The 24,780-nt window shown below is 68.6% G+C and carries 22 protein-coding genes; 5 read left to right on the top strand and 17 right to left on the bottom strand.

Going from position 1 to position 24,780, the window contains the following annotated elements; genetic code table 11:
• Window positions 1–21 precede the first annotated feature (21 nt).
• Window positions 22–1,758 (bottom strand): ABC transporter ATP-binding protein, encoded by a 1,737-nt coding sequence (locus OHA70_RS05285; protein ID WP_328329146.1) that lies wholly within the window; start codon window positions 1,756–1,758, stop codon window positions 22–24.
• A gap of 37 nt (window positions 1,759–1,795) precedes the next feature.
• Window positions 1,796–3,517, bottom strand: a complete 1,722-nt coding sequence (locus tag OHA70_RS05280) for an ABC transporter ATP-binding protein (protein WP_328329144.1) — start codon at window positions 3,515–3,517, stop codon at window positions 1,796–1,798.
• Window positions 3,518–3,650: 133 nt separating this feature from the next.
• Here OHA70_RS05280 and OHA70_RS05275 point away from each other — a divergent pair, with 133 nt between their 5' ends.
• Window positions 3,651–4,616: a glycerophosphodiester phosphodiesterase gene (locus tag OHA70_RS05275; RefSeq protein WP_328329142.1), complete on the top strand. Its 966-nt coding sequence runs from the start codon at window positions 3,651–3,653 to the stop codon at window positions 4,614–4,616.
• Here OHA70_RS05275 and OHA70_RS05270 read toward each other — a convergent pair.
• The 3 genes from OHA70_RS05270 to OHA70_RS05260 all read right to left on the bottom strand — a co-directional run bounded on the left by OHA70_RS05270 (window position 4,613) and on the right by OHA70_RS05260 (window position 7,049).
• The gene (locus OHA70_RS05270) at window positions 4,613–5,884 is read right to left on the bottom strand and encodes a M48 family metalloprotease (protein WP_328329140.1); all 1,272 of its coding nucleotides are present in this window, start codon (window positions 5,882–5,884) and stop codon (window positions 4,613–4,615) included. The genes OHA70_RS05275 and OHA70_RS05270 overlap by 4 nt on opposite strands.
• 22 nt (window positions 5,885–5,906) lie before the next feature.
• Window positions 5,907–6,659 carry a hypothetical protein gene (locus tag OHA70_RS05265; RefSeq protein WP_328329138.1) on the bottom strand — a complete coding sequence of 251 codons (753 nt, stop codon included), beginning with the start codon at window positions 6,657–6,659 and terminating at the stop codon, window positions 5,907–5,909.
• A gap of 69 nt (window positions 6,660–6,728) precedes the next feature.
• Window positions 6,729–7,049, bottom strand: coding sequence for a PspC domain-containing protein (locus OHA70_RS05260; RefSeq protein ID WP_328329136.1), 321 nt, complete (start codon window positions 7,047–7,049; stop codon window positions 6,729–6,731).
• A gap of 152 nt (window positions 7,050–7,201) precedes the next feature.
• Here OHA70_RS05260 and OHA70_RS05255 point away from each other — a divergent pair, with 152 nt between their 5' ends.
• On the top strand, window positions 7,202–7,546 hold the full coding sequence (locus OHA70_RS05255; protein WP_328329134.1) for an MmcQ/YjbR family DNA-binding protein: 345 nt from the start codon (window positions 7,202–7,204) through the stop codon (window positions 7,544–7,546).
• A 223-nt stretch (window positions 7,547–7,769) separates the two neighbouring features.
• A complete protein-coding gene (groL, locus tag OHA70_RS05250) occupies window positions 7,770–9,395 on the top strand; it encodes a chaperonin GroEL (protein ID WP_328329132.1) in 1,626 nt (541 codons plus the stop codon).
• Window positions 9,396–9,463: 68 nt separating this feature from the next.
• Here groL and OHA70_RS05245 read toward each other — a convergent pair whose 3' ends face one another.
• A complete protein-coding gene (locus tag OHA70_RS05245) occupies window positions 9,464–9,982 on the bottom strand; it encodes a DinB family protein (protein WP_328329130.1) in 519 nt (172 codons plus the stop codon).
• Between the two features lie 12 nt (window positions 9,983–9,994).
• Window positions 9,995–10,426, bottom strand: coding sequence for a ribonuclease (locus OHA70_RS05240; protein ID WP_328329128.1), 432 nt, complete (start codon window positions 10,424–10,426; stop codon window positions 9,995–9,997).
• Between the two features lie 214 nt (window positions 10,427–10,640).
• Here OHA70_RS05240 and OHA70_RS05235 point away from each other — a divergent pair, with 214 nt between their 5' ends.
• Window positions 10,641–11,576: a GNAT family N-acetyltransferase gene (locus OHA70_RS05235; protein ID WP_328329126.1), complete on the top strand. Its 936-nt coding sequence runs from the start codon at window positions 10,641–10,643 to the stop codon at window positions 11,574–11,576.
• 610 nt (window positions 11,577–12,186) lie between these two features.
• The gene (locus tag OHA70_RS05230; RefSeq protein WP_328329124.1) at window positions 12,187–12,630 is read left to right on the top strand and encodes a hypothetical protein; all 444 of its coding nucleotides are present in this window, start codon (window positions 12,187–12,189) and stop codon (window positions 12,628–12,630) included.
• On the opposite strand, the gene OHA70_RS05225 is transcribed toward OHA70_RS05230, so the two are convergent.
• From OHA70_RS05225 to OHA70_RS05180, 10 genes are read right to left on the bottom strand one after another with little or no spacing between them, the layout of a single operon-like run.
• Window positions 12,590–13,783, bottom strand: a complete 1,194-nt coding sequence (locus tag OHA70_RS05225) for an epoxide hydrolase family protein (protein ID WP_328329122.1) — start codon at window positions 13,781–13,783, stop codon at window positions 12,590–12,592. The genes OHA70_RS05230 and OHA70_RS05225 overlap by 41 nt on opposite strands.
• Before the next feature lie 57 nt (window positions 13,784–13,840).
• Window positions 13,841–14,551, bottom strand: a complete 711-nt coding sequence (locus OHA70_RS05220; RefSeq protein ID WP_328329120.1) for an FHA domain-containing protein — start codon at window positions 14,549–14,551, stop codon at window positions 13,841–13,843.
• Window positions 14,548–15,825 carry a vWA domain-containing protein gene (locus OHA70_RS05215; RefSeq protein ID WP_328329118.1) on the bottom strand — a complete coding sequence of 426 codons (1,278 nt, stop codon included), beginning with the start codon at window positions 15,823–15,825 and terminating at the stop codon, window positions 14,548–14,550. Before OHA70_RS05215 ends, OHA70_RS05220 begins: the two co-directional genes overlap by 4 nt.
• A 31-nt stretch (window positions 15,826–15,856) precedes the next feature.
• Window positions 15,857–16,924: a PP2C family serine/threonine-protein phosphatase gene (locus OHA70_RS05210; protein ID WP_328329116.1), complete on the bottom strand. Its 1,068-nt coding sequence runs from the start codon at window positions 16,922–16,924 to the stop codon at window positions 15,857–15,859.
• The gene (locus OHA70_RS05205; protein ID WP_328329114.1) at window positions 16,921–19,299 is read right to left on the bottom strand and encodes a serine/threonine-protein kinase; all 2,379 of its coding nucleotides are present in this window, start codon (window positions 19,297–19,299) and stop codon (window positions 16,921–16,923) included. The genes OHA70_RS05210 and OHA70_RS05205 overlap by 4 nt, the downstream gene beginning before the upstream one ends.
• Window positions 19,296–20,420, bottom strand: coding sequence for a hypothetical protein (locus OHA70_RS05200; RefSeq protein ID WP_328329112.1), 1,125 nt, complete (start codon window positions 20,418–20,420; stop codon window positions 19,296–19,298). Before OHA70_RS05200 ends, OHA70_RS05205 begins: the two co-directional genes overlap by 4 nt.
• Window positions 20,420–21,412, bottom strand: coding sequence for a glutamate ABC transporter substrate-binding protein (locus OHA70_RS05195; RefSeq protein WP_328329110.1), 993 nt, complete (start codon window positions 21,410–21,412; stop codon window positions 20,420–20,422). The genes OHA70_RS05200 and OHA70_RS05195 overlap by 1 nt, the downstream gene beginning before the upstream one ends.
• Complete coding sequence (locus OHA70_RS05190; protein ID WP_328329108.1) at window positions 21,409–22,737, bottom strand: hypothetical protein; 1,329 nt, start codon at window positions 22,735–22,737, stop codon at window positions 21,409–21,411. The genes OHA70_RS05195 and OHA70_RS05190 overlap by 4 nt, the downstream gene beginning before the upstream one ends.
• Complete coding sequence (locus OHA70_RS05185; RefSeq protein ID WP_328329106.1) at window positions 22,734–24,146, bottom strand: AAA family ATPase; 1,413 nt, start codon at window positions 24,144–24,146, stop codon at window positions 22,734–22,736. Before OHA70_RS05185 ends, OHA70_RS05190 begins: the two co-directional genes overlap by 4 nt.
• Window positions 24,143–24,739, bottom strand: coding sequence for a hypothetical protein (locus tag OHA70_RS05180; protein WP_328329104.1), 597 nt, complete (start codon window positions 24,737–24,739; stop codon window positions 24,143–24,145). Before OHA70_RS05180 ends, OHA70_RS05185 begins: the two co-directional genes overlap by 4 nt.
• Window positions 24,740–24,780: the final 41 nt, after the last annotated feature.

Raw genomic sequence — 24,780 nt, 5'->3', positions numbered from 1 at the left:
GTGGGGGCCGATGGCGTGGGATCAGCCGTGCCAGGACGTCCAGAGGGCGGCGTACGAGCCTTGTCGCGCGACCAGCTCGTCGTGACTGCCCAGCTCGGTGATGCGGCCGTCCTCGACGACCGCGACCCGATCGGCGTCGTGCGCCGTGTAGAGCCGGTGGGCGATCGCGATCACCGTCCGCCCTTCCAGTACCGCGGCCAGCGACCTCTCCATGTGCCTGGCCGCTCGCGGGTCGATCAACGAGGTCGCCTCGTCGAGCACCAACGTGTGCGGATCGGCCAGCACCAGCCGGGCCAGCGCCAGCTGCTGCGCTTGGGCAGGAGTCAACGCAACCTGGCCGGAGCCGACACGAGTGTCCAGCCCGTCCGGCAACGCCTCGGCCCAGTCGCGCGCATCGACTGCCGCCAACGCGTCGAGCAGCTCGGCGTCGGAGGCGTCCTCGCGTGCCATCACGAGGTTGTCCCGCACAGTGCCTACGAAGACGTGGTGCTCCTGGGTGACCAGCGCGACCTGCTTGCGGAGGTCATCCAGCGGCAAGTCGGTCATCGCGACTCCGCCGACCGTCACCGAGCCGGTGCGTGGCGGGTGGATGCCCGCGACCAGCCGCCCGAGCGTCGACTTGCCCGCGCCGGACGGGCCGACCATCGCGATCCGCTCGCCCGGCTGGACGGTCAGCTCGACGCCATGCAGCACGTCGCGGCCGTCGACGTACGAGAAACGCACGTCGCGTGCCTCGACCAGTTCGCTGTCCGGGGTGCGACCCGATGGGGTCCGATCGTCCGGTACGCCGGTGATGCCGAGCAGCCGGGCGAGGGAGGCGCCACCGACCTGCAGCTCGTCCAGCCAGGAGATCAGCCGGTCGACGGGATCGATCAACTGGTTCACGTACAGCACGCCGGCCGTCACCGCGCCGAGTGAGATGTGGCCGTTGATGTGCAGCCAGCCGCCGAACATGAGGGTGCCCAGGATCGGCACGAAGTAGCCGATCTCGACGACCGGGAAGTAGAACGTGCGCAGGCGCAATGTGTAGCGCTCGGCGTTGTACGAGCCGCGGATGTCGTCGTCGGTGCGCCGCACCCGCTCGTCGTACCGCTGCAGTGCCTCCACCGTGCGAGCGCCCTCGACCGTCTCGGCGAGCGAGCTGGTCATCTGCGCGTACGCCGCGTTCTCGCGCAGGTACCCGTCTTTGGCATAACGCAGGTACCACCGGGTGCTCAGGGCGAGCAATGGCACCATCGCGAGCATCGGGAGCAGCACCCAGACGCCGACCAGCAGCGTCGCGGCGACCGTGAAGGCGATCGTGACGAAGGCGACGATCGTCTCCGGTACGGCGAAGCGCACCGTCCTCGACAAGGCGTCGACGTCGCGCGAGGTACGGGACAGCAGATCGCCGGTCCCAGCCCGCTCGACCGTACCGATCGGCAGCGCCAGCGCGTTGTCGACGAACTCCTCACGCAGCTCCGCCAGCACCTGCTCGCCGAGCGAGAACGAGCGGAACCGCGCCCACCGGGTCAGCAACGACTGCGCCACGATGAAGACGGCGATCACCAGGATCACCTGGTTGACCTTGCTCGCCGTAGTGCCGCGCTGGACGTCCTCGACGAGCGTGCCGATCAGCCGGGGCGCCGCCAGCCCGGACACCGCGGCCAGGGCGTGCAGCCCCAGCGTGGTGATCAGCGCCCGAGGATGCCGCCGGGCGATCCTTCGGGCGTGCCGGCGAACCTCCGCCGAGCTCGCCACCGGCAGGATCTGCCTCATGCCGGCACCCCCTCGGCGGAGGTCGCCGCGATCCTGTTCATGCGCGGACCTCCTCGTCCTCGGTCTGCCGGGTGACGGTTCTGCGGTACAGCGGATCGTTCTCGAGCAGGTCGCGATGCTTGCCGACAGCAACCACTTGGCCGGCGGCGACGAAGCTCACCTCGTCGACACGGTCCAGCAGCAGTGGGCTCGAGGTGAGCACCACAGTGCTCCGGCCGGCCCGGTACTCGCGCAGCCGGTCCGCGATCCGCGCCTCGGTGTGCGCGTCGACTGCGGAGGTCGGCTCGACCATCACCAGCACCGAGGGGTCGGCCAGCAGCGCGCGGACCAGGACCAGCCGCTGCCGTTGCCCGCCGGAGAAGGACCGGCCCTTCTCCTCGACCTCGGAGTCGAGCCCGTCCGTCAACGCGACCAGCACGTCCTCGGCGGACGCGGTACGGATCGCTGTCATCAGTTCTTCGTCGGTACGCCGGTGGCCCGGGTCGAGCTCCTGGCGCAGCGTGCCGGTGAAGAGTTGCGAGCCGGTGTCGCTGACCAGGATCCGGGCCCGGACATCCGCACGGGTCGCGCTGGCCAGGGTGACTCCGCCGTACCGGACCTCGCTGGCGTCGTCGTACCGGCCGAGGCGATCGGCCAGCTCGGCGGCGCGGTCCGGCTCGGCGGAGACGATCGCGGTCAGCAGCCCGTTGCGCGCGCGGATCCCGGAGACCGGGTCGACCAGGTCTCCGGCTGTGGGCAGTCGTACCGGCTGGAGTGGATCGACGACGTCGGGCGTCAGCGCCAGCACGCGGTTGACCCGGCCGGCCGCGACCAGGCCGCGCATCAGCTTCTCGGCTGCCTCGGTCGCCGTCCGCAGTGGCAGCACGAGGAAGGTGGCATACCCGTAGAAGGCGACCAGGCTGCCCGGGCTCAGCTCGCCGCGGAGGGCGAAGTGCGCGCCGAGGCCGACGACGACCACGGTGAAGATACCGGGCAGCAACACCTGTGCCGCGTCGAGCACCGACTGGATCCGGGCCACCTTCACGCCCGCGGTACGGACCTGTTGCGACTCGCGCCGGTACCTGCGCGAGAACGAGTCCTCGCCGCCGATGCCTCGCAGCACCCGCAGACCCGCGACGATGTCGGAGCCCAGTGAGTTCAGCTCGCTGACCGCCTCGCGTTGCGCCGACTGCCGCGCGTGCAGCGGCCGCAGCATCGGGCCGAGGCCGAACACCATCAGCGGTACGCCGATCAGCACGATCAGGCCGAGCAGTGTCGACGACGACAGCAGAATCACCGCGACCACGAAGAACGTGACGACGGCGCCGGCGAACCGGCCGGACACCTCGAGCAGGTTGCCGATGTAGGCCAGGTCGCTGGAGCCGACGCTGACGACCTCACCGGTAGCGAGCTGCTTGGGCAGGGTGGCACCGAGGTCTGCCGCCTTACGGGTGACCACCTGGACCGTGCGGTAGGCGCCGCTCAGCCAGTTCGCCACGACGAACCGGTGCCGCATGATGCCGGCCAGGGCCTGCAGCACGCCGACCCCGAACAGTACGGCGCTCCAGAGCAGCAACTTCTCGGTGTCACCCACCGCGATGCCCTCGTCGATCGCCTTGCCCAGCACAGCCGGTACGAGCGCCTGCGCGCCCATCGCGAGGATTCCGAACGTCATCCCGCCCACGAGCGTGGCCTTCTGCCCGCGCGCCACCCACCACAGATAGCGGGCAGGCGAACGGTGATCAGGGATGCCGGGATCGGCCAACGGAAGCTGTCTCATAACCCTTCGAGGCTAGGTGCCCGCACCGACAAAAGCATGTGGTTTACCGGCGGCCCTCAGATGGTGGGCGAGCTTCACCTTGCGTTGGGCAACGGGTTCCCGGGTCGCCATCTGGGCCGCCTGTGCTGGAACCATGCTGGTGATCGCGCATCGGGGAGCGAGTGGCTATCGCCCGGAACACACGCCGCAGGCCTATCGGCTCGCTGCGGCCCTGGGAGCCGACTATCTGGAGCCTGACCTGGTCTCGACGCTCGACGGCGTCCTGGTGGTCCGGCACGAGAACGAACTGTCCGGTACGACGGACGTCGCGGAGCACGCGGTGTTCGCGGACCGGCGGATCACCAAGATCGTCGACGGGACGGCCGTGACCGGCTGGTTCGCCGAGGACTTCAGCTACCAGGAGCTGCGCACGCTGCGGGCCCGGGAGCGGATGCCCGCCCTGCGTGCCGCGAACACGGCGTACGACGGCCGCGAGGGGATCCAGACCTTCGACCAGGTGGTCGCGCTGGCCCGGCAGGAGTCGGCCCGGCTCGGCCGCCCGATCGGGGTGATCCCGGAGATCAAGCACCCGGCGTACTTCCGCCGCCTCGGCCTGCCGCTGGAGGAGCTGCTCGCGGAGCGCCTGGTCGCGCTCGGCCTGCACAAGGGCGAGGCGATGATCCAGTCGTTCGAGCCGACCAGCCTGCGCCGGCTGTCGGTGATGACGGACGTCCCGCTGGTCCAGCTGATCGACTCCGAGAACGCGCCCAACGACTTCCTCCGGGCGGGTGATACCCGGACCTTCGCGGACCTGATCGAGCCGGCCGGCCTGCGCGAGATCTCGACGTACGCGCAGGTGCTGGCACCGCACAAGGACCTGGTCATCCCGCGGACCGCGAGCGGCGCCCTCGGCGAACCGACCCGCCTGGTCGACCTGGCCCACCGGGCCGGCCTGTCGGTCCAGCTCTGGACCTTCCGCGCCGAACGCCGCTTCCTTCCGACGGGCCTGGACCTGGCCGGCGAACTGGCCCGCTTCGCCGCCACCGGCGTAGACGGCGTCTTCTCCGACCACCCCGACATCGCCGTCGCCGCAGCCGCCAAGACGTCGCTGAAGGTCTAACGCAACGCGGACCGCAGCTCCTTCAGAACAGCCTCCGCCGGCCCGGCCAGCTCCTTGTCAATGGCCTCGCTCTCGTCGATCTCCAGCTCGACGAGAGGGTCGTGTGCGGGTCTGGCCCGGATCAGCTTGGCTCGGAGGTTGGTCGGCGGGTGAGTTGAGTCGCTCCGGGTCTCCCGCAGCCGGCTGACCCTGAGCCTGCGCTCAACCTCACGGGCCGGGATCTCGCTTACGGCGGAGGCGGCCGCCTCCAGCGGGTCGACGTCCGGGGCGAAGCGCAGCGCCTGCTCCATGGCCCGGTACGAGGTCGAGGCGAGTTCGTACCGTTCCAAGGCGCCGGCTGCCCCGTCCGAGCCGGCGATCTCCGCCGACCGCCGGTCGGCCAGGTACTCCTCGCGTTGCCCGGCTCTCAGGTCCGCGGTGGTCAGCAACCACTGGACGCCTCTGGCCATCGAGCCGATCGTCGCGTCGAGGAAACTGTTGATGGCGTTGTTGCTGTAGCCGTTGAAGTGGTAGGTCTGCAGCTCCAGCCGGTACTCGTCGGACTCGTCATTGCGCGACGTCAGCTGAATCTCCTGCAGTGCGTCCACCGCCGAGTCGACGACCCAGCGGTGCAGGCCGTCCCCGTTCTTGCCATGGCCGAGCTCGTGCGCCAGTACGGCGACCCGCTCCTGCGGCCCGAGCCCTGCCCACAGCGGTAGGCCGATGCTGATCACCGGCGTGAACCGCCAGCCGACCTTGATGAAGCCGATCCTCGGGTAGGGACTGAGCTCGATGAGCCCCACCTTCCTGGTACCGATCTTGGTGGCGATCTCGTCGAGCAGGCCGAACAGCCGGGGTGCCTGTTCCCGGTGCACCAGATGGGACTCGGGGCCGAGGCGATGGGCCCGGGGCCGTAGGAGGAACGTGACTCCGAACGGGATGACAGAGAGCAGGATGCCGATCCAGATCGGCCGGTACGAGACCAGGGCGTAGATGCCGCCGACCAGGCCCGCCAGAGGTAGCACCACCAGGATCAGCGCCGACAGTAGATAGGTGCCGACCCTGGCAACGGTCCAGCCCGGCCGACGGATCTCGCCGTGCTCCAGCTCGCGGTACAGAGTGTCGGCCAGCTGATGCTCGCGTCGCTGTCGCCGGGCGGAGACCTGATGGGTAGGGCCGGTCGGGTCTACGTTCCAGTCGCACTGGTCGCACCACGTCACGTACTGCGGATCTGCGGCGATCTCGTGGTCGCACTGGGGGCAGCGGCTGGTGCCCTGGTCGGTCTGCACGTCAGGAGTGTGGCAGGCGCGGTCAGTCGCGGACTGCGGCGAGCGCTGTTGTTGCAGGAAGTTGCAGCTCTCGGTCTATGGCGGCGTTCTCCGCGTCCGTGAGTTCCAGGGTGCCCTGTAGGTCGGCCAGGCGGATCCGATGGGTGCGGAGGTGAGTCGGCGGGTGTGCGGGGTCGGAGCGGGTGTTGTGGAGGACAGCCAGGCGGAGGCGCCGGGTCAGCTCGTGGGCCGGGAGTGGGGCTGCGCTGCGGCGGAGGGCCTCTAAGGGGTCCAGGGATGGGTTGAAGCGGAGTGCTCGCGCCAGGGACTGGTAGGTGGTGCCGGCGAGCAGTGAGCGCTCCAGCGCGGTGGCTGCTGCGTCGGAGCCGACTAGCTTGGCGACCCTGAGGTCTGTGCGCCATTCGGAGTGCCAGCCGCGTCTGGCGTCGTAGAGCTCGTGGGCCAGTACGGCGAGACGCTGCTGCGGTTCCAGGCCTGCCCAGAGGGGGAGGCCTATTCGCAGGGCTCGGCGGGTGATCGAGATGCGCGGGAGGGTGGTCACCGCGACTGTCTTGATGGGTCTGGTGCGAGTGGCGGTCGTGAGCTCACGTAGTACGGCGTACAGGCTTGGAGCGGTGGTGACTGGCTCGACCTGGAGGTGCCAGGTGGGGTCGTGCTCTTGGGGGTTGGGGTCGACGTTCCAGTCGCAGCGGTCGCACCACGTCACATAGCGCGGATCGCTGGGGAGCTGGTGGCCGCACTGAGGACAGTAGGTCAGTGCGGCGTCGGTCGGCACGGCAGCAAGTATGAGAGCGCCTGTGGCCTATCTGGTGGCGCTGTCACCTTGCTGCCGTGCGTCCGCCCGTCACGCCGCCGGCGGCTTGTCGTCGTAGATGCGAGCGGCGATGTCGGACTCGGGGGTGGACTGCTGCTGCGGCTGGCTGACGGTCTGCCAGACCGCCTTGCCATCGGCCTCGGGCATCACGATCCAGGCGATCACGTAGCCGATCAGCGCGGTGCCGCCGGTGATCAGGGTCAGGCCGACGATGGCCAGCCGGACCAGGGTGGCGTCGATGGTGAAGTACTCCGCCAGTCCACCGGAAACACCGGAGAGCATCCGCTGGTCACGCGAGCGGCGAAGAGTCTTACCGGACAGGTTCGAGAACGGTGCAGTGGAGTTCGTCATGTCCACTACTCTGCCGCCGCGGACCCCTTCTCCACATCGGGATCGGTACCGAGCCGACCCTGGTCCGACCCCTGATCCGGGTCAGCCGGGGCGGGTCCGGATCCCTGACGACTTTCGATATTTCTGTCGGTGCCGGGTCGTACCGTCGGGGGATGGATGCTGAGGCGGTGACGAAAGTGCTGCTCGGCCTGCCCGGGGTCGAGGAGCATGTCGGGTGGGCCGGGCAGCCTGCGTTCAAGGTGCGGAAGAAGGGGTTCGTGTACCTGTCGGCGGACGAGACGTCGGTGATGCTCAAGGCGCTGCGCGAGGAGCAAGAGGCGCTGGTCGCGGAGGATCCGGAGGTCTATACGCCGTCGTGGGCGTCCGGGCGGTTCGCGTGGCTGGAGGTCAAGCTCGCGGTCGCGGACGAGGAGGAGCTGACGGAGCTGCTGACCGAGGCCTGGCGGCTGACCGCGCCGAAGATGCTGATCGCCCAGCACGAGCAACCGTCGGCCTGACCGGGGTGGGCTGGCTTGCACTCGCTTGGGTCGAGTGCTAATACTTTGGTTAGCACTCGATGGGCGAGAGTGATAACTGCTCGCGCCCGGACGGTGTGACCATAGACGGCCTCGATGAGGTGCTGGAGGGGTGGCGGGACGTGACCGCCGCACCGAAAGTACCGTCCGTCGCGGGCATCCGGCCGGCTGAACCAAAAACTCGACGCGGGAGGACTCGCGGAGAATGCCCAAGCTGATTGCTTTCAATGAAGAGGCGCGCCGCGGCCTCGAGCGGGGTATGAACACCCTCGCCGACGCCGTAAAGGTGACGCTTGGCCCGAAGGGCCGCAATGTCGTCCTGGAGAAGAAGTGGGGCGCCCCCACGATCACCAACGACGGCGTTTCGATCGCCAAGGAGATCGAGCTGGAGGACCCGTACGAGAAGATCGGGGCCGAGCTCGTCAAGGAAGTTGCCAAGAAGACGGATGACGTCGCTGGTGACGGCACCACCACGGCGACCGTGCTGGCCCAGGCGCTCGTGCGCGAGGGTCTGCGCAACGTCGCCGCCGGCGCCAACCCGATGGGCCTGAAGAAGGGCATCGAGAAGGCCGTCGAGGCCATCAGCGAGCAGCTGCTGGCCCAGGCGAAGGACGTCGAGACCCGGGAGCAGATCGCTTCCACGGCCTCGATCTCCGCCGCTGACACCCAGGTCGGCCAGATCATCGCCGAGGCGATGGACAAGGTCGGCAAGGAAGGTGTCATCACCGTCGAGGAGAGCAACACCTTCGGTCTCGAGCTCGAGCTCACCGAGGGCATGCGCTTCGACAAGGGCTACATCTCGCCGTACTTCGTGACCGACACCGAGCGGATGGAAGCGGTCCTCGAAGACCCGTACATCCTCGTGGTGAACAGCAAGATCTCGAGCATCAAGGACCTGGTCCCGGTGCTGGAGAAGGTCATGCAGACCGGCAAGCCGCTGGCGATCATCGCCGAGGACCTCGAGGGTGAGGCGCTCGCGACCCTGGTCGTGAACAAGATCAAGGGCACCTTCAAGACCGTCGCCGTCAAGGCGCCGGGCTTCGGTGACCGCCGCAAGGCCATGCTGGTCGACATCGCCGTGCTGACCGGCGGTGAGGTCATCTCCGAGGAGGTCGGCCTCAAGCTCGACACCGTGGACCTGGAGCTGCTCGGCCAGGCCCGCAAGATCGTCGTCACCAAGGACGAGACGACCATCGTCGAGGGTTCGGGCGACGCCGACCAGATCTCCGGCCGGGTGAACCAGATCCGCGCCGAGATCGAGAAGTCGGACTCCGACTACGACCGCGAGAAGCTGCAGGAGCGACTGGCCAAGCTGGCCGGTGGCGTTGCGGTGATCAAGGTCGGCGCGGCCACCGAGGTCGAGCTGAAGGAGCGCAAGCACCGCATCGAGGACGCCGTTCGCAACGCGAAGGCCGCCGTCGAAGAGGGCATCGTCGCCGGTGGCGGCGTGGCGCTGCTGCAGGCTTCGGTCGTCGCGTTCGAGAAGCTGGAGCTCGAGGGTGACGAGGCCACCGGTGCCGCGATCGTGCGGTCCGCGGTCGAGGCTCCGCTGAAGCAGATCGCCTTCAACGCCGGCCTCGAGGGTGGCGTCGTGGTGGAGAAGGTTCGCAACCTCGAGCCGGGCTGGGGCCTCAACGCCGCAACCGGTGAGTACGTGGACCTGATCGCCACCGGCATCATCGACCCGGCCAAGGTGACGCGCTCGGCGCTGCAGAACGCAGCGTCCATCGCGGCCCTGTTCCTCACCACCGAGGCCGTCATCGCCGACAAGCCGGAGAAGGCCTCGGCCGCTCCGGGCGGCGCGCCCGACATGGGCGGCATGGACTTCTGATCTCCTAGAAGTTCCTTTCGCACGACAGAAAACCTGGTCCCGGGCAGTTCGCCCGGGGCCAGGTTTTTTTATGCGTCGGCAGCTCGGAGCAGTCTGAGCTGGCCGATCTCGGCGGCGTTCTTCATCAACTCGGTGTTGACCCAGGCGAACTGGTCGGCGGTGGAGCGGCCGGTTTCGGGGGGCCAGGGGAAGACGGCCGGCCTGGCGAGGTCGGTGATGTCCTCGAGGATGTGGGACCACTGGTCGCGGAGCGCGCGCATCCAGCCGAGGGTCTTGGCCAGGTCGCCCGGCCACAACACCGCAGTACGGTCCGGTGGTACCGCCCCGCGCGCGTGGGCCGCAGCGGTCGACCACCACCAGCCGATGTGCCAGGTGAGCCAGCCGATCGTCGGTACCGGGATCGGGTCGAGCGCGCTGTCGGACCAGTCCGCCCGCCAGTTCCCGATACTGTCCGGGCGGACTGTCCAGCAGAGTTTGGCCGGTTCCCAGAGCAGGTCGTCCGGGGTCAGGCGTTCCAGGTGGTACTCGAACAGCGCCCAGGTGAGCTCGAACTGGTTGCGCAGTACGTTCTGGATGTCTGACGTCACCGGCCGATTCTCTCAGCCGTTCTCGTTCACCAGGCAGAAGGACGCGTAGTGGTCGCCGGTGTAGTACACCGACGCGGGCGTGGTGAGCGTGCCGCCACCGATCAGCCGGCGGGCGCCGCGGGTCGAGGAGCCGGGAGTCTTGACGGTGTACTCGTGGTAGTAGCTGCTCGGTTTGGCCGGCAGGATCCCCTCGCGGTTCTGGAAGACGATCCCGTCCTGGCTGTACGGGAACGGGCCGCCCGAGTGGATCAGGCGCAGGGTGGTGGTGGCTTCGGGCGGCAGGGTGCTCAGGCCGCAGGAGGAGATCGCGGTGACGGCGGACGGTACGGCGTACTGGGTCGTTGTTGTCGTTGTGGAGGCGGTCGCGGTGGTCGCGGTCAGGCCGATCGAGAAGACGGCGACGGCGGCAAGCGCGCTGAACTTGGGTGCGGTGGGCGTTCGCATGCCCCAAGACTTCCCGCGACAAGCGACGCCGGCACATCCCAACCATGAATAATCGGTGGACTATGACCTCGCCCGGGTTCTAGGGTCTGCCTGGCGAGAACGACCCCTCGAGTGGAAGGAGCGACCGATGAAGGCTCTTGTTTCGGCGCGCCCGCCCCGCTCGACCAGCTCGCACTGAGCGGAGCCTCGCGCCTCCTTTCTGGAGGATTTACCCGTGAAGATTCGTACCACCGTCGAGGCCGACCTCGACACCATCCATACCCTGATCGCCGACCAGTCGCTCAACACGGTGACGCGGGAGCGCTGGGACGACTATCTGGTCTCTGGTGCCTACCGCTACGACTGGTCCTGGGTCGTCGAGGACGAGAGCGGCGAGATCATCGCGCTCGCCATTTGGTGGGGCATGGAGCAGTTCGCCTACCCGTTCAGCATCGACGGCCTGTACGCCGTACCGGGCATCGACCGCGTTGCGGTGTGGAGCTCGTTGATCCGGCACGCTTTGGACACCTTCCCGACGGACGGGGAGGAACCGGAGTACCACATCTTCCTGCCCAACGGCTGGCGTGATCAGCCCTCCGTCGTCGCCTCGCTGGAGCCACGGCTGGCGGCTGCTCGGGCTGCTGGCCTGTCGCAACTGACCGAACGGCTGCGTTACGAGTGGACGCCTGCTGATGGGCTGCCGGCTCGGTCGACCCGGTTGCGTTTCGAGCCGGCTGACGACGAGGCCTTCCTCGATGTCTTCCGGCGGGTGATCGACGGCAGCCTTGATGCCTCGACTGCTCGGGCGGTCGCTCGGGTCGGGGTTGATGGCGCTGCGAAGGAAGACCTGGAGATCTACCAGTCGATGCCGGGGGAGCGCTCATGGTGGCGCCTGGCCTACGACTCGGCCGGCGCGCTAGTCGGGTTTGCGTTGCCGTCGGCCAACAACGGCGGGCCGGTCGTGGGGTATCTCGGCGTACTGGCCGAACACCGCGGCAACGGCTACTGCGATGATCTGCTGGCCGAGATCACCCACCTGCTGGTCGAGACCGGCGCCGACCGGATCCGAGCCGACACCGACCTGACCAACAAACCAATGGCCGCCAGCTTCGAACGGCTGGGCTACCGCAACCACGCCGTACGAATGGTGGCTAGCTACCCGGCCGGGTAGCTAACTCCCCACGCCGCCCGCTTGGTGAAGGCAGGTGGTTGCGGGGTGGGTGGTTTGGGGTGAAGCGAATGTGGGTCCGGTGTGGCGGGTGCTGTATTGCGAGAGGCACCCGCCCACGCCGGCGCCACGCTCGCTCCTGCGTCGCTCACCCGGCGCTGAGCTCCCACCCGCCCCGGGGCGCGTGCTGCTTCGCCGCCCGCTTGGTGAAGGCAGTTTTCGCGAGCCCCGGCGCCGGGGGGATGACTCGAGTCGCATCCGCCGGAGCTCGCGATGCGCCGGCCGGCGTTTGTTGCTGGGAGCAGCCTGAGGCGGAAACTTTTCGTCTCGGGGTACAAGTTAGTTTCCGGGCAGACCGACGACCTGGGGATCGCCATGGCATTGGGAGGCGGGCCTTGCAGTCACGCGCGATTCCAGGTGCCGGCCGCAACCACCTGCTCTCGCTAAGCGGGCGACGTAGGAGCCCGCGCCCAGGGTGGGTGGGAGCTCAGCGCCGGGTGAGCGACGGAGGAGTGAGCAGAGGCGCCGGCGTGGGGATTTTCTTCCGGTGTGAGGTGGAGACGCCGACGGACGGGAGGACTATGGTTCGCTGACATGTCAGATTGTTTGGCTGATGCGTGATATCGCGCTGATTCTGCATGTGGTGGCTGGGCTGGTCGGGGTTGTGTTCGGGCCGCTGGCGGTTGTTGTCACGTTGCGGGTGCGGCGGCTCAGCTGGGTGGGCGAGGTTTATCACTGGGCGGTCGTGCTGAGCTGCCTGACCGCGTTGGTGATGGTGCCCTACGACTGGGGGCGGTTGTGGGTGTTCTGGCCGCTCTCGATTGCGGCGTACCTGTTCGTGTATCTCGGCCAGCGCGCCGCGGAGTCGACCGGTGAGCTTTGGTACCGGGGTGTGCTCCGCGGCTACGGCGGCAGCTGGATCGCCTTGTGGACGGCGGTTCTGGTGGTCAACGTGCCAGATCATCCATGGACCTGGCCAGTCCCGATCGTCGTCGGCGAGGTGGCGATCGAGTGGCTCAGCGCAGTGGGCGGAAAAAGGTTCGCAGATCGTCGGTGAGCAGGTCCGGTACCTCCATCGCCGCGAAGTGGCCGCCGCGTTCGTACTCGGTCCAGTGCTCGATCTGCCCGGCAGGATCGGTCAGGCTCCTGATCGCCGTCTCGTTCCCGAACACCGCCACCCCGGTCGGCGGCCCAGCAACGGCACCCCACGCCTGATCTTCGCCACCACCCGACTGCATCGCGACAATCGCCTTCCATGCGGCCATCCCGTCGTAGACGGCGTGCGCCGACGAGGCACCCGAGCCGGTGAACCAGTACAGGCTCACGTTGGTGAGCAACTGATCGCGATCGACAGCCTCCTCCGGCAGCTTGTTCGCCGGATCGGTCCACTCCGCGAACTTCTCAGTGATCCAAGCCAACTGCCCCACCGGTGAGTCGTTCAGCCCGTACGCCAGCGTCTGCGGCCGCGTCATCTGCTGGACCAGATAACCGAACCCCTCATCCAGCAGCCCATTGAACCGCTCGGCCCGTGCCTGGTCAGCAGAGTTCAGCCCCTCCAGCGGAATCGGACCCTCGAACGGCGCCCCCGCGCCCATCCCGGCCAGGTGGGTGCCGATCACGTGGCCCGGATCGACCATCGGCAACATCCCGGCGACGCCCGACCCGACGTCGGTACCGTGCGCGGCGTACCGGTCGTAGCCCAGCCGCCCCATCAGCTCGGCCCACATCTGCGCCACCCCGAACAGGTTGAACCCACCCTCGCCGATCGGATTCGAGAACCCGTATCCCGGCAAGGACGGCACAACAACGTGGAACGCGTCCGCCGGATCGCCACCATGCGAACGCGGGTCGGTCAGCGGCCCGATCACCCGCTGGAACTCCACCGGCGAACCAGGCCAGCCATGCGTGAGGATCAGCGGCGTCGCGTCCGGCTCCGCCGAGCGCTGGTGGAAGAAGTGGATCCGCTGCCCGCTGATCTCGGTGACGAACTGCGGGATCGCGTTCAGCACCGCCTCCGCCGCCCGCCAGTCAAAGCCGTTCGCCCAGTACTCGGCCAGCCCCTTCAAATACCCGACGGGTACTCCGCGACTCCAGTCGTCCACTCGCGGAGTCGCCGGCCATCGGGTCGCCGCCAGCCGGGTGTGCAGGTCGTCGATCTCGCTCTGGGCGATGTTGATCCGGAAGGGCTGAATCTCGCTCGAGTTCGTCATGCGCCCAACGCTAGTTTCAGTAGCGGCCAGCTCCTGGCCGCTACTGAAACCAACCTGTCAGGCCTGGCCGGCTTGTTCCTCCGGCGTCGACTTCCGTACTACGAGACGCGTCCAAGCACCCACATAGACACGATCGTCCGCGTCGAGCTCCCGGCGTTGGCCAGGAGTGATCGGGTCTTCGGGGAGCGGGCCGGACGACGGGCCGACGAAGGTGCCGTTGGAGGACTGGAGGTCTTCAACCCACCAGCGCTGGCCGTCCGTGGTGAGCTGCGCCTGGCGGCGGCTGACCCCGGTGTCTTCGCCACAGTCGATCTCGGGAGTGATCCCGCGACTTTTGGAAGGGCGACCGACGAGGACGCTCTTCGCAGTGACCGGGATGACGACCGGCAGACCCGGTGACGGGCAGGGGTCGTCGCTCTGCTGGACCTCGTACCAGTCGGGGTCGACCCAGCGCTCCACTACCCAGTCGGCGACCTCCTGCGGCGCAGGCGGTACCGGGGGCGGAGTACCGAGGTCCAGTGCCGAGGCAGGGCGGGGCATCGTGCCCGTGGTGAAGTCATAGCCGCAGTTCTCGCAGAACAAGGCGTCCGGTGCGGCAGGCTCCGAGCAGTTCGGGCATGCCTGGGTCGTGGGGCCAGGGGCCGCCACTGCAGGAGCGGGCACCGATGCGGCGGCTGGTGTCGCGGCTGCGCCGATCGGCAGGCCGCAGACGTCGCAGTAGTCGGTGGAGACGGACGGGTGCCCGCTCGGACACGTCGCTGAGGTCATTTCTTCACCCGGGTGGTCTTGGTGGAGGCGGTGTCGAGCGCCATCTCGTCGGCCTTCTCAACGGTCCGCTTGAGCCGTACGGTGCCGTTGTCCTGATCGTCGATGTCGACCACCTTACGAAGCCGCGTGGTCGCTTCCTCGTTCCCGGTCTGCGCGGCGAGTTGCACGGCGCGGCCGAGCTTGGTGGTAGCGGTCGCCGTGTCGCCGGCAGCCTTCGCAGCCAGGCCCTCCTGGATAGCGTCGGCCAGCTCGGTCTGCCCGGTGTAGTGGGCGACCTCTGGGCTGATCCGGGTGGTCAGTGCCTCGTCCTCGGACCACAGCGCCCGTACTAGGCCCTGTGCCACCACCTGGTCGCCCAGCGCCAGCTGCACCCGCGCAGCGAGCTGCTCCTGGCCGATGCCCTTGGCCGCGAGCCGGATGGCCACGTGGTAGTCGCGGGACTCGTCACCCCACGAACCGGTCGGGTACGAGCCGGTCAGTGCGTTCACCTCGGTACGCCGCGACGTCAGGTCGTCCACTGTCGGGGCAACCTGCCGCACGAACAGCACCTGCGCGCCCTGCGGAGCCCAGACCCGCATGTCGGCCTGCGCGACACCCTTGCTCATCGCGTTCCGGATGATCTTGGCGAACTCGGCAGCGAGCTGGTCCTTCGCCGGGATGATGTCCACCGTGCCGAGCAGGGCGGTAGCGATCCGGCGCACCTCGTCGACCTGCCAGGCGACGCCGACACCGCGGCAGTCGCACTGGAACTGGCCGGTGACGGACTGGATCGCCTGGGTCAGCGCCTCGGGCGTCTCGTGCTGGTTCTCGCCGTCGGTGAGCAGCAGCGCGTGCTTCTGGGTCAGCGGCGGTACGGTCGCGAAGACCCGCGACGCGAGCCGCAGCCAGGTGCCCATCGCGGTGCCGCCGTCGGCGTAGAAGCGGGAGACCGCGTCCTTGGCCGCCTGCCGGGTGAACTGGTCCATCTTCACCATCACCGGCTCGGGCGACGGCGGGAAGGCCAGTTGGGCCCGGTCGTTGCCGGAGATGACCGCGAACCAGACCCCGTCGAGGATCTGGTCGAGCGCGGTCTGGGCGGCGAACGCGGCGGCCCGGACGCCCTCGGCGCCCATCGAGCCGGAGGTGTCGACGATGATGATCTCGCCCGCGTCGCCGCTGCCGGTCTGGCCGGCCGAGCCCGCGCCGCTGCAGGACACCGTGACGATCGCGTGCACGTCGGTGCCGCCGTCGGGCAGGAACTCGTTCTGGTACACGGTGGCGGAGAACTCGGCCATCAGGCGTCCTTTCGGTGGTACTCGAGCAGAATCAGATACGGGCAAGCGCGACAGTGATGTTGTCCTGGCCGCCCTGGGCGTTGGCCCAGTCGACCAGCGCGGATGCCGTGGCCAGTGGCTCGTTCGCATTGGCCGCAGCGGTCTGACGTACCAGGTCGGCCAGTGGTGCCGCCTCGGAGCAGTAGTTCCACAGGCCGTCCGAGCAGACGACGACCCAACCCGGCCCGGCCACCTTCAGCGAGGTAGTACGCGGTGTGTGGTCAGGAGCGTCCTTGCCCAGCCAGCGGGTGATCGCATGTGCCTGCGGCCCCGTCTCGGCCTCATGCCGCGGTACGCCGGTAGCGATCAACTCGGCAGCCCAGGAGTCATCCACAGTCAATGCAACAGCCTCAGCGTTGTCCGGGAACCAGTACGCCCGACTGTCACCCACCACACCCGCAACCAGGAGGTCACCCTCGAGCACAGTGGCCACAAAGGTGCAGGAAGCCGGGTTAGGACTGTCCGGCGAAGTGTTCTCGAGTACTGCGTCGCTAGCGGCATCCGCTGCAGCGTTGAGCCGCGCGATGACCGCGCTGTTCCGCGAGGACTCGGTCCCCATGCCCTGCGCGTGACCAGCAGCCAATACGTCGCGCGCTGCACGCGCAGCGGCCAGGCTGGCCACGTCGGAGTCGAGCGACGAGCTCACCCCGTCGCAGACCACCAGCAGGGCGCGACTGCCCGGCTCCGGGTCAGCAGCGATCGCCGCTGCGTCCTCGTTGCGGCTGTGCCGGATCCCGCGGTCGCACACGGCGGCCACCCAGGGAGCGGGCTGCTCGCTGAAGTGGTCGCGCGCCTTGGTCGCCTTGGTGCCGCAGGTCTCGCAGTACCCGTCAGGCCCGATGTTCCCACCGCAGGAGCGGCAGGGGCCGGGTGCTGCCTCGGCACCTCGCGCGGCACCCGGGTTCAGTTCGACCGTGGGCTCGGTGTCGGTGTCGATCGCCGGGGTGGGCGTCGCCGGGGTGGCAGGCGTGAGCTCGGCCCCGCACGCCTCGCAGAAGCGATCGGCGTCGGAGATCGGTCCACCACAGCTGGGGCAGGCCGTCTGGGTCGTACTCGTCATCGCAGCGTCCATCCTCGAACATCGTTGGCCAGGTCGACCAGGGCGATCCGTTCCTGCCGGCTGTGCGCGTGGCCGGCGAGTTCACGGTATGCCGCCTCGAGCCCGTCCCGCAGGTCCGGCTCGACCGCCTCCCGGCCGGCGATCTTCAGCCCGGGCTGTGGGCCCTTGCCGAGGACCTCGTCCAGCGCGGTCTTGAAGATGCTCGCGGTCAGGTTCGCCCGGTCGACCGGGTCGATCGTCACGCTCTCGATGTTGCTCATCGCCTCGGCCAGCGCGGACAGTCCACGCCCTGATCCTGCCAGCAGACCGGCTCGCATCCGGCGAGCCCGCACATACGACCCGCTGGTCGGCGGTACCAGGTCGAGCGCGGCGACGGCGCCGTCGAGGTCTCCACGCGTCGACCGGATCGCTGCCAGGCCGAAGGCGGAGGGGGCGATGTAGTTCGCGTCGGTACGGGCACAGGTGAGGTACAGGCCTTCTGCGACGTCGTACTCGCCGCTGGTCTCACAGGAGACGGCCAGCGCGAGCTTCGGCGCCAGCTCACCCGGTACCTGGCCGTAGACCGCGTTGAACGCCGACTGGGCGGTCGCGGCGTCGTTGCGGGCCAGTGCGACGAGTCCGGACATCCAGACCGCCCGCCACTCCCACGGGTCGGCCGCGAGCAGGTCGGAGACTGCAGTGTCGACCATGTCGTACCGGGCCGGCCCAATCTCCAGAGCCGCCTCAGCGATCTCCAGGAGGATCTGGGCCGACGACTCAGGCGCATCCACGAGCAGGTTGAGCCGCTGCTCCGGGTCGGGCACGCTCACGGTCTTCAGCCAGCCGGCCATCTTGTCGCTGTCGTCCGTCACCAGCGACGGCAACCGCCGCCACGGCTCCGCCTGGTCTCCCAGACCGGCCGCGAGGTCACCCGGGCTACCGAACAGCAGCGACGACGTGGAGTGCTGGGCAGCCTTCACACCTTGCTTGTCGGCCACCACCTCCCGCAGTACGCCGAGGAGCTGCACCCGGAACTCGTCAGCCGACACGAAGCGGTCGGCCGGGTCAGGCGCGCAGGCCTTCAGCAGCAGCCGGTAGACCGAGTCGTACTGCTGGAACAGCGGCACCTCCGCCACCGGCGGCAACGTGCCGACGTACTTCGACTGGTAGCCGCGGAACTCGAAGGCGAGCACGCACAGCGTCCGCCCGAGCGTGTAGATGTCCGATGCGACCGACGGGCCGACCTCTGCCACCTCAGGCGCCTGGAAGCCGACGGTGCCGTAGATGGCCGAGTCCATGTCGTCGATCCGCCGCACACCGCCCAGGTCGATCAGCTTGACCGCGTCGCCGACCTGGATGATGTTGTCCGGCTTGAAGTCGCAGTAGACCAGGCCGAGGTCGTGCAGATAGGAGAACGCCGGCATGATCTCGAGCATGTAGGCGATCGCCTGGTCGATCGGCAGCGCGTCGTACTGACCGCGGTTGGCCTCCATCCGCTGCTTGAGCAGGGTTTTGAGCGAGGTACCGCCGACGTACTCCATCACGATGTAGCCGGCGCCGTCGTGGGTGACGAAGTTGTAGATCTCGACGATCAGCGGGTGCTCGACCCGGGCCAGGAACTGCTGCTCGGCGATCGCGGCCGCGACGGCGTCCGGGTCCTCCGAGTTCAGCAGGCCCTTCAGCACCACCCAGCGGTTGGACACGTTCTGGTCCTGGGCCATGTAGATCCAGCCGAAGCCACCGTGCGCCAGGCAGCCGCGGACCAGGTACTGGCCGCCGACCAGGTCGCCGTCCTGCAGCTTCGGCGAGAACGAGAACGGGCTGCGGCACTTCGGGCAGAAGCCGTCGGTACGGCCGGGCTGGTCGCCCCGCGAGCGGCCGACCGGGTTGCCGCAGTTGGGACAGTTGCGGCGTTCCTCGGGGACCATGGGGTTGGCCAGGATCGCTTTGCTGGCGTCGATCGCGGGGATCGGCGGCACATGCGTCAGGCCGGCGCCCAGTCGTGCTCCACGCAGGCGCGTCGACGAAGTACCGAGCTTGCGGGTGAGCTTGGAGCCGGCCGCTGTCGCCCGGGCCGAGCCCAGTGGGGTCGACGCCAGGCGGTTGGACGCACGCGACACAGTCGAGGCGGTACTGATCGGGTCCAGCGCTGCAGAGCTGCTTCCACCGGCAGGAGTGCCGCAGACGTCGCAGTAGCCGTCCACCACCGTCCCGGAGCAACCTGGTTGCGTGCACGCGCCGGAGGCCGTCGGTGCGCCGGAGATGCCCGGCCTTCCCGTGACAGCCGATACGGGCGTGCCCGCTGCGGACGCGGCGGCTGGTGAGCCGCAAACGTCGCAGTAGCCGTCCTGGATCGTGCCGGTACAACCCGGCTGTGTGCAGGCGTTGGTCGTCATGTCGTCACTCCCAGATACGTCTGGTACGCCGCAACGAGCGCGCCGAGCCGAACCAGGTCCACTGGTTCCGCGTCGAGCACCTCACGGCCGCGTCGGTAGAGCTCTGCCAGGTCATCGGTGGTACCACTGCTCCGGGGGACGCTGCCGGCTTTCACCTGATACGCGTCCAGCCGCCCGGCCAACTCGTCCTTGCGCTCCAGTGCGGAGCCGTACGCCGTCTGTGCCTGCCCCAGTGCACGCCGTACTGCGTCCAGCCGGGTCAGGTACTTCTCCAACTCGGCCGGTGTGTTCGGCACCGGCCCCAACGCAGTCACATCCGGTACTGCGAGCCGCGGCGCCGGCGTCACCGTAGCGACGCAACGGTCCGCCAGGGTCCGTACCGCCTGCCCCTGCGCTTCGAGCTCGGTCCGGACCGCACGAGCCCGGGCCACGTCGGCCGCCCGCTCGCGACGGGTCGCTGCGCCGACGATGAGGTCCCGCTCGGCATGCGCTGCGTCGATCTCCAGCGGCCCGATCAGCCCGCCGATGTCCGCGCCACGCTTGGCCCGCTCGGTCAGATCGGTGGTACGCCGGTCGAGGTCGTGGTGCGTCGCGATCGCCGCGTTGCGGGTGCTCGCGGGCTCGATCGCGACCAGGTCGTTGATCCGCTCGACGCCTGCCCGCAGTTGGCGCAACCGCGCCGCCAGGTCGGCATCACCGGGTTCGAGCGCGAGCTTGGCCCGCAGCGTCGACGCGAGCGCGTCCGACAAAGTACATGCCTCAGGCAACGAAACCGCGAGCGAACCGGCCGCGCCACCGGTGTCCAGGCCGCCCCAGATCAGCGTCGAGATCCGCTCGGTCTCGGTCGTTCCAACCCGGCCGGAGTCCCAGGTGACCAGGATCAGCTCGTACCGGTCCGAGACCGCCTTCCAGACCGCCATCGACAAGACGATGTCGCCGCTCAGCGCGTCGGCGTCGGCCGAGTTCAGGGCGGCCTGGTCGAGCTCGTCCAGCTCCGCCCGACGCCGATCCCGCCAACTCCCCAAGGCATCGAGAAAGTCCAGCAGCTCCTTCGCAGGAATGCTGCTGCCGATCCGCCCCGGAGGAGACGGCGCAGTCGCCGTCGGCGTACCCACTGTCATCAGGGGGCGACTCGCCCGTATTGGGCCACCGGCGGCTTCGCGGGGCCGAGCGCCTTGAGGAACCACGTGTCGTACGACTTCTGCCAATCGCCATCGGCCTTCATCTTCGCCAGCACGCCGTTGACGAACTTCACGAAGTCGACCTGACCGGAGTTCATGCCGAGGCCGTACGGTTCATCGCTGATCTGGCCGGCCGTGGTCACTCGGGCGTAGGGGTCCTGAGCGACGTCTCCGGCGAGCACGGTGTCGTCACCGGAGATACCGACGACCTCGCCGGCCTGGAACAGCGCCAGGCAGCCAGTGTCGGTGTCGGCGGTCACCGGGATGATGTCGGGGTTTTCCTTGCGCATGTTGGTGTAGCTGGTCGAACCGGTCGGGGTGCAGACCTTCTTGCCGCTCAACTGCTTGAGCGACTGCTCCTTCATGTCGCGCTGGACCAGCAGCTTCTGGCCGGAGTGGTAGTACTCCGCGGAGAACGCGATCTTGGTCCACCGGTCGCAGTTGATCGTCATGTTCCGCGCGACGATGTCGACCGCGCCGTCCTTGCGGGGCGCCTGCAGGACGGGAAGGCGCTGCGGGCTGGAGATCACCCGGAGCTCGACTTTGTGCGGCTGTCCCGGCGCCGGTTCGCCGAAGATGGCGTCCGCGACGGCGTTGATCATGTCGATGTCGAAGCCCTGGATCTTGCCGCTGATCGGGTCCCGCGAGCCGAGGTTGAGGCTGTCTGCCGAGACGCCCGCGACGAGCCGGCCGTACTGCTGGATCTTCGCCATCGTGGTGCCGTCCGGCATCGCGCCAGGGGGCGGCAATGTGACGTCCGGTGCGTACGACTGCAGTGCGTTCTTGCAGGTCTCCGGTGCTGCCGGGGCAGGCGTAGCCGGGGCCGGGGTCGGCTTGGCCGGAACGGGCGTCGCGTCGTACGAGCTGGAGCCGCAGGCGGTGGCGGCGAACAGGAGGGCCAGCGAGCCTGCGATCAGGCGGGTCTTGTTCATCGGTACTCCTCCAGTCGCTGGGAGAATCCCCAGGCGGCGAGCAGGGCGGCGGCGATCCCGATCGGCAGGCCCAGCCAGCCGATCGGCGGCAGCCCGTCGCGGGCGTCGCTCAGCTCGGCCCGGGTCTGGTCGCTGAAGTCGGCCAGCTTGCCGGCCGACTGGTCGTCGAAGGTCTTGAACGTGGCGTTGGAGGTCCCGTTGCCGGACCCGATGGCCAGGTGGACCGCTTTGTCCCAAAAACCGTCGTCGTCGCTCTTGCGGATGGCGACGTGCACCTCGCGGTAGTTGTCCCACGCCGAGCCGAGGCCGGGTGCTGTGTCGCTGACGGCCCTGAGCTGGTCGCTGGTGTTGTTCGCCGCTTCCTTCCAGGCGACCTCGAAGGCCGTACCGGAGCCGCGGGCGATCAGGGTCAGGCTCTCGTTCGACTTCGCGTCGTACGCCGAGATGCGGGCCTGCGAGAGCGCGAGCGTGTCGGCGTACGCGTTCTTCCTGGTGTCCTTGGCCGCGCTGGCCGCACCCGCGAGGGAGGCGCCGCCGACGACCGTGGTGAGCAGTACCAGGGCTGCGGCGGCTGCGACCGGTACGTTCACCCAGCGGTGGGTGCGCTTGGCCAGCCACCACAGGGCGAAGAGCAGGACCGCGAAGGAGAGCAGCCCTCCGGTGAGCATCCAGATGTTGCCCAGGTTGACGCCGTTGAACTCGGTGTCGACCCGGTCCTGGTTGGCGGTGACCAGTGCGTTCAGCAGCGGCAGTGAGTCGTCCTGCAGGGTTGCGCTGGCGTCCTTCAGGTACTGCGAACCCAACGGCAGGCCCTGGCGGTTGTTGGCCCGCGCCTGCTCGATCAGACCTTGGTACGTGAGCAGGGTGACGTTGAGCTCGCCCAGTGCCTGCTGGTCGGCGGGCTGGGCGGTCGCGGCCTCGGAGATCAGCTTGGCGGCGTTCGTCATCGCGTCGGTGAAGTGCTGGCGCTGGGCCGGCGGCTCCAGGCCACCGACCAGGAAGGCGTTGGTGGCGTCGGCGTTCGCGCTGACCAGGTTGGTGTGGATCGCCTGGATCCGGACCAGCTGGGCAGTGTTCGCCTCGGCCCGGCCGAGCGCGCCGTCGGACTGGTTGAAGCCCTGCGCGGCGGTCAGCCCGAAGACGACGCTGAACACGGCGGCCAGGATGAGCATCGCGCGCATCCGGCCGGGCGTGCCCTCGAAGAGCTGGGCGACCCGGCCGAGCTGCTGCCGCTGGACCGGCGGCGGCGTCGGCAGACCCGGCGCCGCGGCCTGCGGGACCACCGGCGACCTGGTCGCGGGTGGCGCACTGGCTGTCTGTGTCACGCCGTCTCTCCTTGCTCGTCCTCATCCGGTACTACGGGCTGCTCCGGTACTGCGCTGTCCAGCTCTGCCGCGACGGCCGGCTTGTCCGGTACCGCTGTCTCCGGCTCTTCGTCGGTCAGGTCCTCGGCGAGGATCTGACGCAATTGCTCGGTGGTCGGTGCCGTCACGTCGCGCAGCCGCCAGGCGTGCCGGCCGATCGCGGCCTCCAGCATGTTGCGGGCGAACCGGCCGTTGCCGAACGAACGGTCCCGCCGGGTCGACGCGAGGATCACCTTGAACTCGTCCAGCGCGTTCGCCGTCAGCTCGTAGTCGGCGCCCTCGGCCAGGCCGGTCAGGATGTCGGTCAGCTCGTCGTCGGTGTAGTCCTCGAACGCGATCGTGGTCCGGAACCGGCTCGCCAGCCCGGGGTTCGCCGCGATGAAGTCCTCCATCGGCTCGGGGTAGCCGGCCACGATGACGACCAGATCGTCCCGCCGGTCCTCCATCTCCTTCACCAACGTGTCCACAGCCTCACGCCCGTACTGATCGGCGCCCAACTCACCAGCGGTCAAGCTGTAGGCCTCGTCGATGAACAGCACGCCACCGACCGCCGACGCGACCACCTCGGCGGTCTTGGTTGCCGTCTGCCCCAAATACCCGGCCACCAGCTCAGACCGGTCGACCTCGATCAGCTGCCCCTTGGAGAGCAGCCCAAGCGCCTTGTAAATCCCACTCACGAGCCGAGCCACGGTCGTCTTGCCGGTGCCGGGGTTGCCGGTGAACACGAGGTGCCGGGTGATCGTCGGACTCTTCAGCCCCGCCTCGACCCGCAACTTCTCCACCCGCAACACAGCAACCTGCCGATGCACCTCCCGCTTGACCTTCGCCAACCCAGTCAGCTCATCAAGCTCAGCAAGCAACTCTTCAACAGTTCGTTCAGGCTCAGCAGGCTTTTCTTCCACCGCAGGCTTCGCCTCTACAGCGGGAGCAGCCGTAGTTGGAGTGGCACCGACCTGTACTTGCTGCCGTGCGCCTGCTGCCTGCAACTGAGCGGCAGCCGCCACCGATGCGTTGCCGATGACCCGCATGGTCGGCTCACCAAGACTGCAAGCCGCCGAAGCCACCTCAGCCAGCGCCTCGGCGTACGGCACCTTCTCAGCAGACCCCTGCGCAACCAGGTCAGTCAGTACGGCAGTAGGTGCGCCACGCCAGCGGCGGCCGCGTACCGCTGCGTCGAAGAAGTCCTGGGTGCCGAAACCCGGCGTCACCGCAGCCCAGTCAGCAGAAGCACCCGGTGCCGACTCAGCGAGAGCAGCGGCCAGTGACAGCGCCTCGGCGCGAGCCACCGACTCAGCAACGCCGGCACGCGTAGCGACGGCCAGCAGGCCGGACAGTGCGTCCTGCAGCGAAGTACCCCCCGCGCCGGTCATGCTCCTCCTCGTCCTGGTGGTGGTTGCAGCGGACCCGCCCCCGGTGGTTGCGGTGGACCCGGATCCGGTGCCGGTGTTGATTCCGTCGGGCCGAGAGCGAGACTGCCACCCGTCGACCCGGTGCCGAACTTCTCCTGCAGGAACCGGCCATGGGCGATCAGCGCCGCCGCGTCCGCCCGGTTCACCGCGTCGAACACCTTGTCCATCGTCGACCCCAAGAGGTCCAGCTGGTCGATCAGGATCATCAGCGACGTCTTCCCGCGATCCACCGGCCGGCTGTCCGCCCACTGCCGTGGCAGTCGGAGGTACCCGCCGATCGCCTCCGGCAGGTAGTCCGTCGCGGTGGCCATCACGGAGTACGCCTGGGCGCTGCCGCCGAGGTTGCCCAGCCGCGGGATGGTCTCCCGCACGATCCTGACCACCCGGTTGACCCGGGACGCCACTACGGCCGGTACGGCGCCGTCCGCGACCAGTTGCTCGACCCGGACCAGCGACTGCAACAGGTCGTCGTTGGTGGGTGCGCGGGGGATCGGGGCAGGCTCGGGCTCCGCCTTGCGGCCTGTGAGCCGCGCAAAGAAGTCACCCAATGCCATGCAGTCGTTCCCCGCTCCTGTGGTCCCCAGGGCCGGACCGG

This window comes from Kribbella sp. NBC_00382 (assembly GCF_036067295.1).
GTDB lineage: Bacteria > Actinomycetota > Actinomycetes > Propionibacteriales > Kribbellaceae > Kribbella.
The sequence above is the reverse complement of the archived record's forward strand: the minus strand, read 5'-3'. Positions and strand labels throughout refer to the sequence as shown.

Bases quoted from the DNA above. Each gene is read 5' to 3' on its own strand.
- OHA70_RS05240 (WP_328329128.1), bottom strand. From the start codon at position 10,426: ATGCGAACGCCCACCGCACCCAAGTTCAGCGCGCTTGCCGCCGTCGCC.
- OHA70_RS05255 (WP_328329134.1), top strand. From the start codon at position 7,202: ATGGATGCTGAGGCGGTGACGAAAGTGCTGCTCGGCCTGCCCGGGGTC.
- OHA70_RS05220 (WP_328329120.1), bottom strand. From the start codon at position 14,551: ATGACCTCAGCGACGTGTCCGAGCGGGCACCCGTCCGTCTCCACCGAC.
- OHA70_RS05185 (WP_328329106.1), bottom strand. From the start codon at position 24,146: ATGACCGGCGCGGGGGGTACTTCGCTGCAGGACGCACTGTCCGGCCTG.
- groL (WP_328329132.1), top strand. From the start codon at position 7,770: ATGCCCAAGCTGATTGCTTTCAATGAAGAGGCGCGCCGCGGCCTCGAG.
- OHA70_RS05180 (WP_328329104.1), bottom strand. From the start codon at position 24,739: ATGGCATTGGGTGACTTCTTTGCGCGGCTCACAGGCCGCAAGGCGGAG.
- OHA70_RS05200 (WP_328329112.1), bottom strand. From the start codon at position 20,420: ATGACAGTGGGTACGCCGACGGCGACTGCGCCGTCTCCTCCGGGGCGG.
- OHA70_RS05205 (WP_328329114.1), bottom strand. From the start codon at position 19,299: ATGACGACCAACGCCTGCACACAGCCGGGTTGTACCGGCACGATCCAG.
- OHA70_RS05260 (WP_328329136.1), bottom strand. From the start codon at position 7,049: ATGACGAACTCCACTGCACCGTTCTCGAACCTGTCCGGTAAGACTCTT.
- OHA70_RS05280 (WP_328329144.1), bottom strand. From the start codon at position 3,517: ATGAGACAGCTTCCGTTGGCCGATCCCGGCATCCCTGATCACCGTTCG.
- OHA70_RS05225 (WP_328329122.1), bottom strand. From the start codon at position 13,783: ATGACGAACTCGAGCGAGATTCAGCCCTTCCGGATCAACATCGCCCAG.
- OHA70_RS05285 (WP_328329146.1), bottom strand. From the start codon at position 1,758: ATGAGGCAGATCCTGCCGGTGGCGAGCTCGGCGGAGGTTCGCCGGCAC.
- OHA70_RS05275 (WP_328329142.1), top strand. From the start codon at position 3,651: ATGCTGGTGATCGCGCATCGGGGAGCGAGTGGCTATCGCCCGGAACAC.
- OHA70_RS05230 (WP_328329124.1), top strand. From the start codon at position 12,187: ATGCGTGATATCGCGCTGATTCTGCATGTGGTGGCTGGGCTGGTCGGG.
- OHA70_RS05215 (WP_328329118.1), bottom strand. From the start codon at position 15,825: ATGGCCGAGTTCTCCGCCACCGTGTACCAGAACGAGTTCCTGCCCGAC.
- OHA70_RS05195 (WP_328329110.1), bottom strand. From the start codon at position 21,412: ATGAACAAGACCCGCCTGATCGCAGGCTCGCTGGCCCTCCTGTTCGCC.
- OHA70_RS05210 (WP_328329116.1), bottom strand. From the start codon at position 16,924: ATGACGAGTACGACCCAGACGGCCTGCCCCAGCTGTGGTGGACCGATC.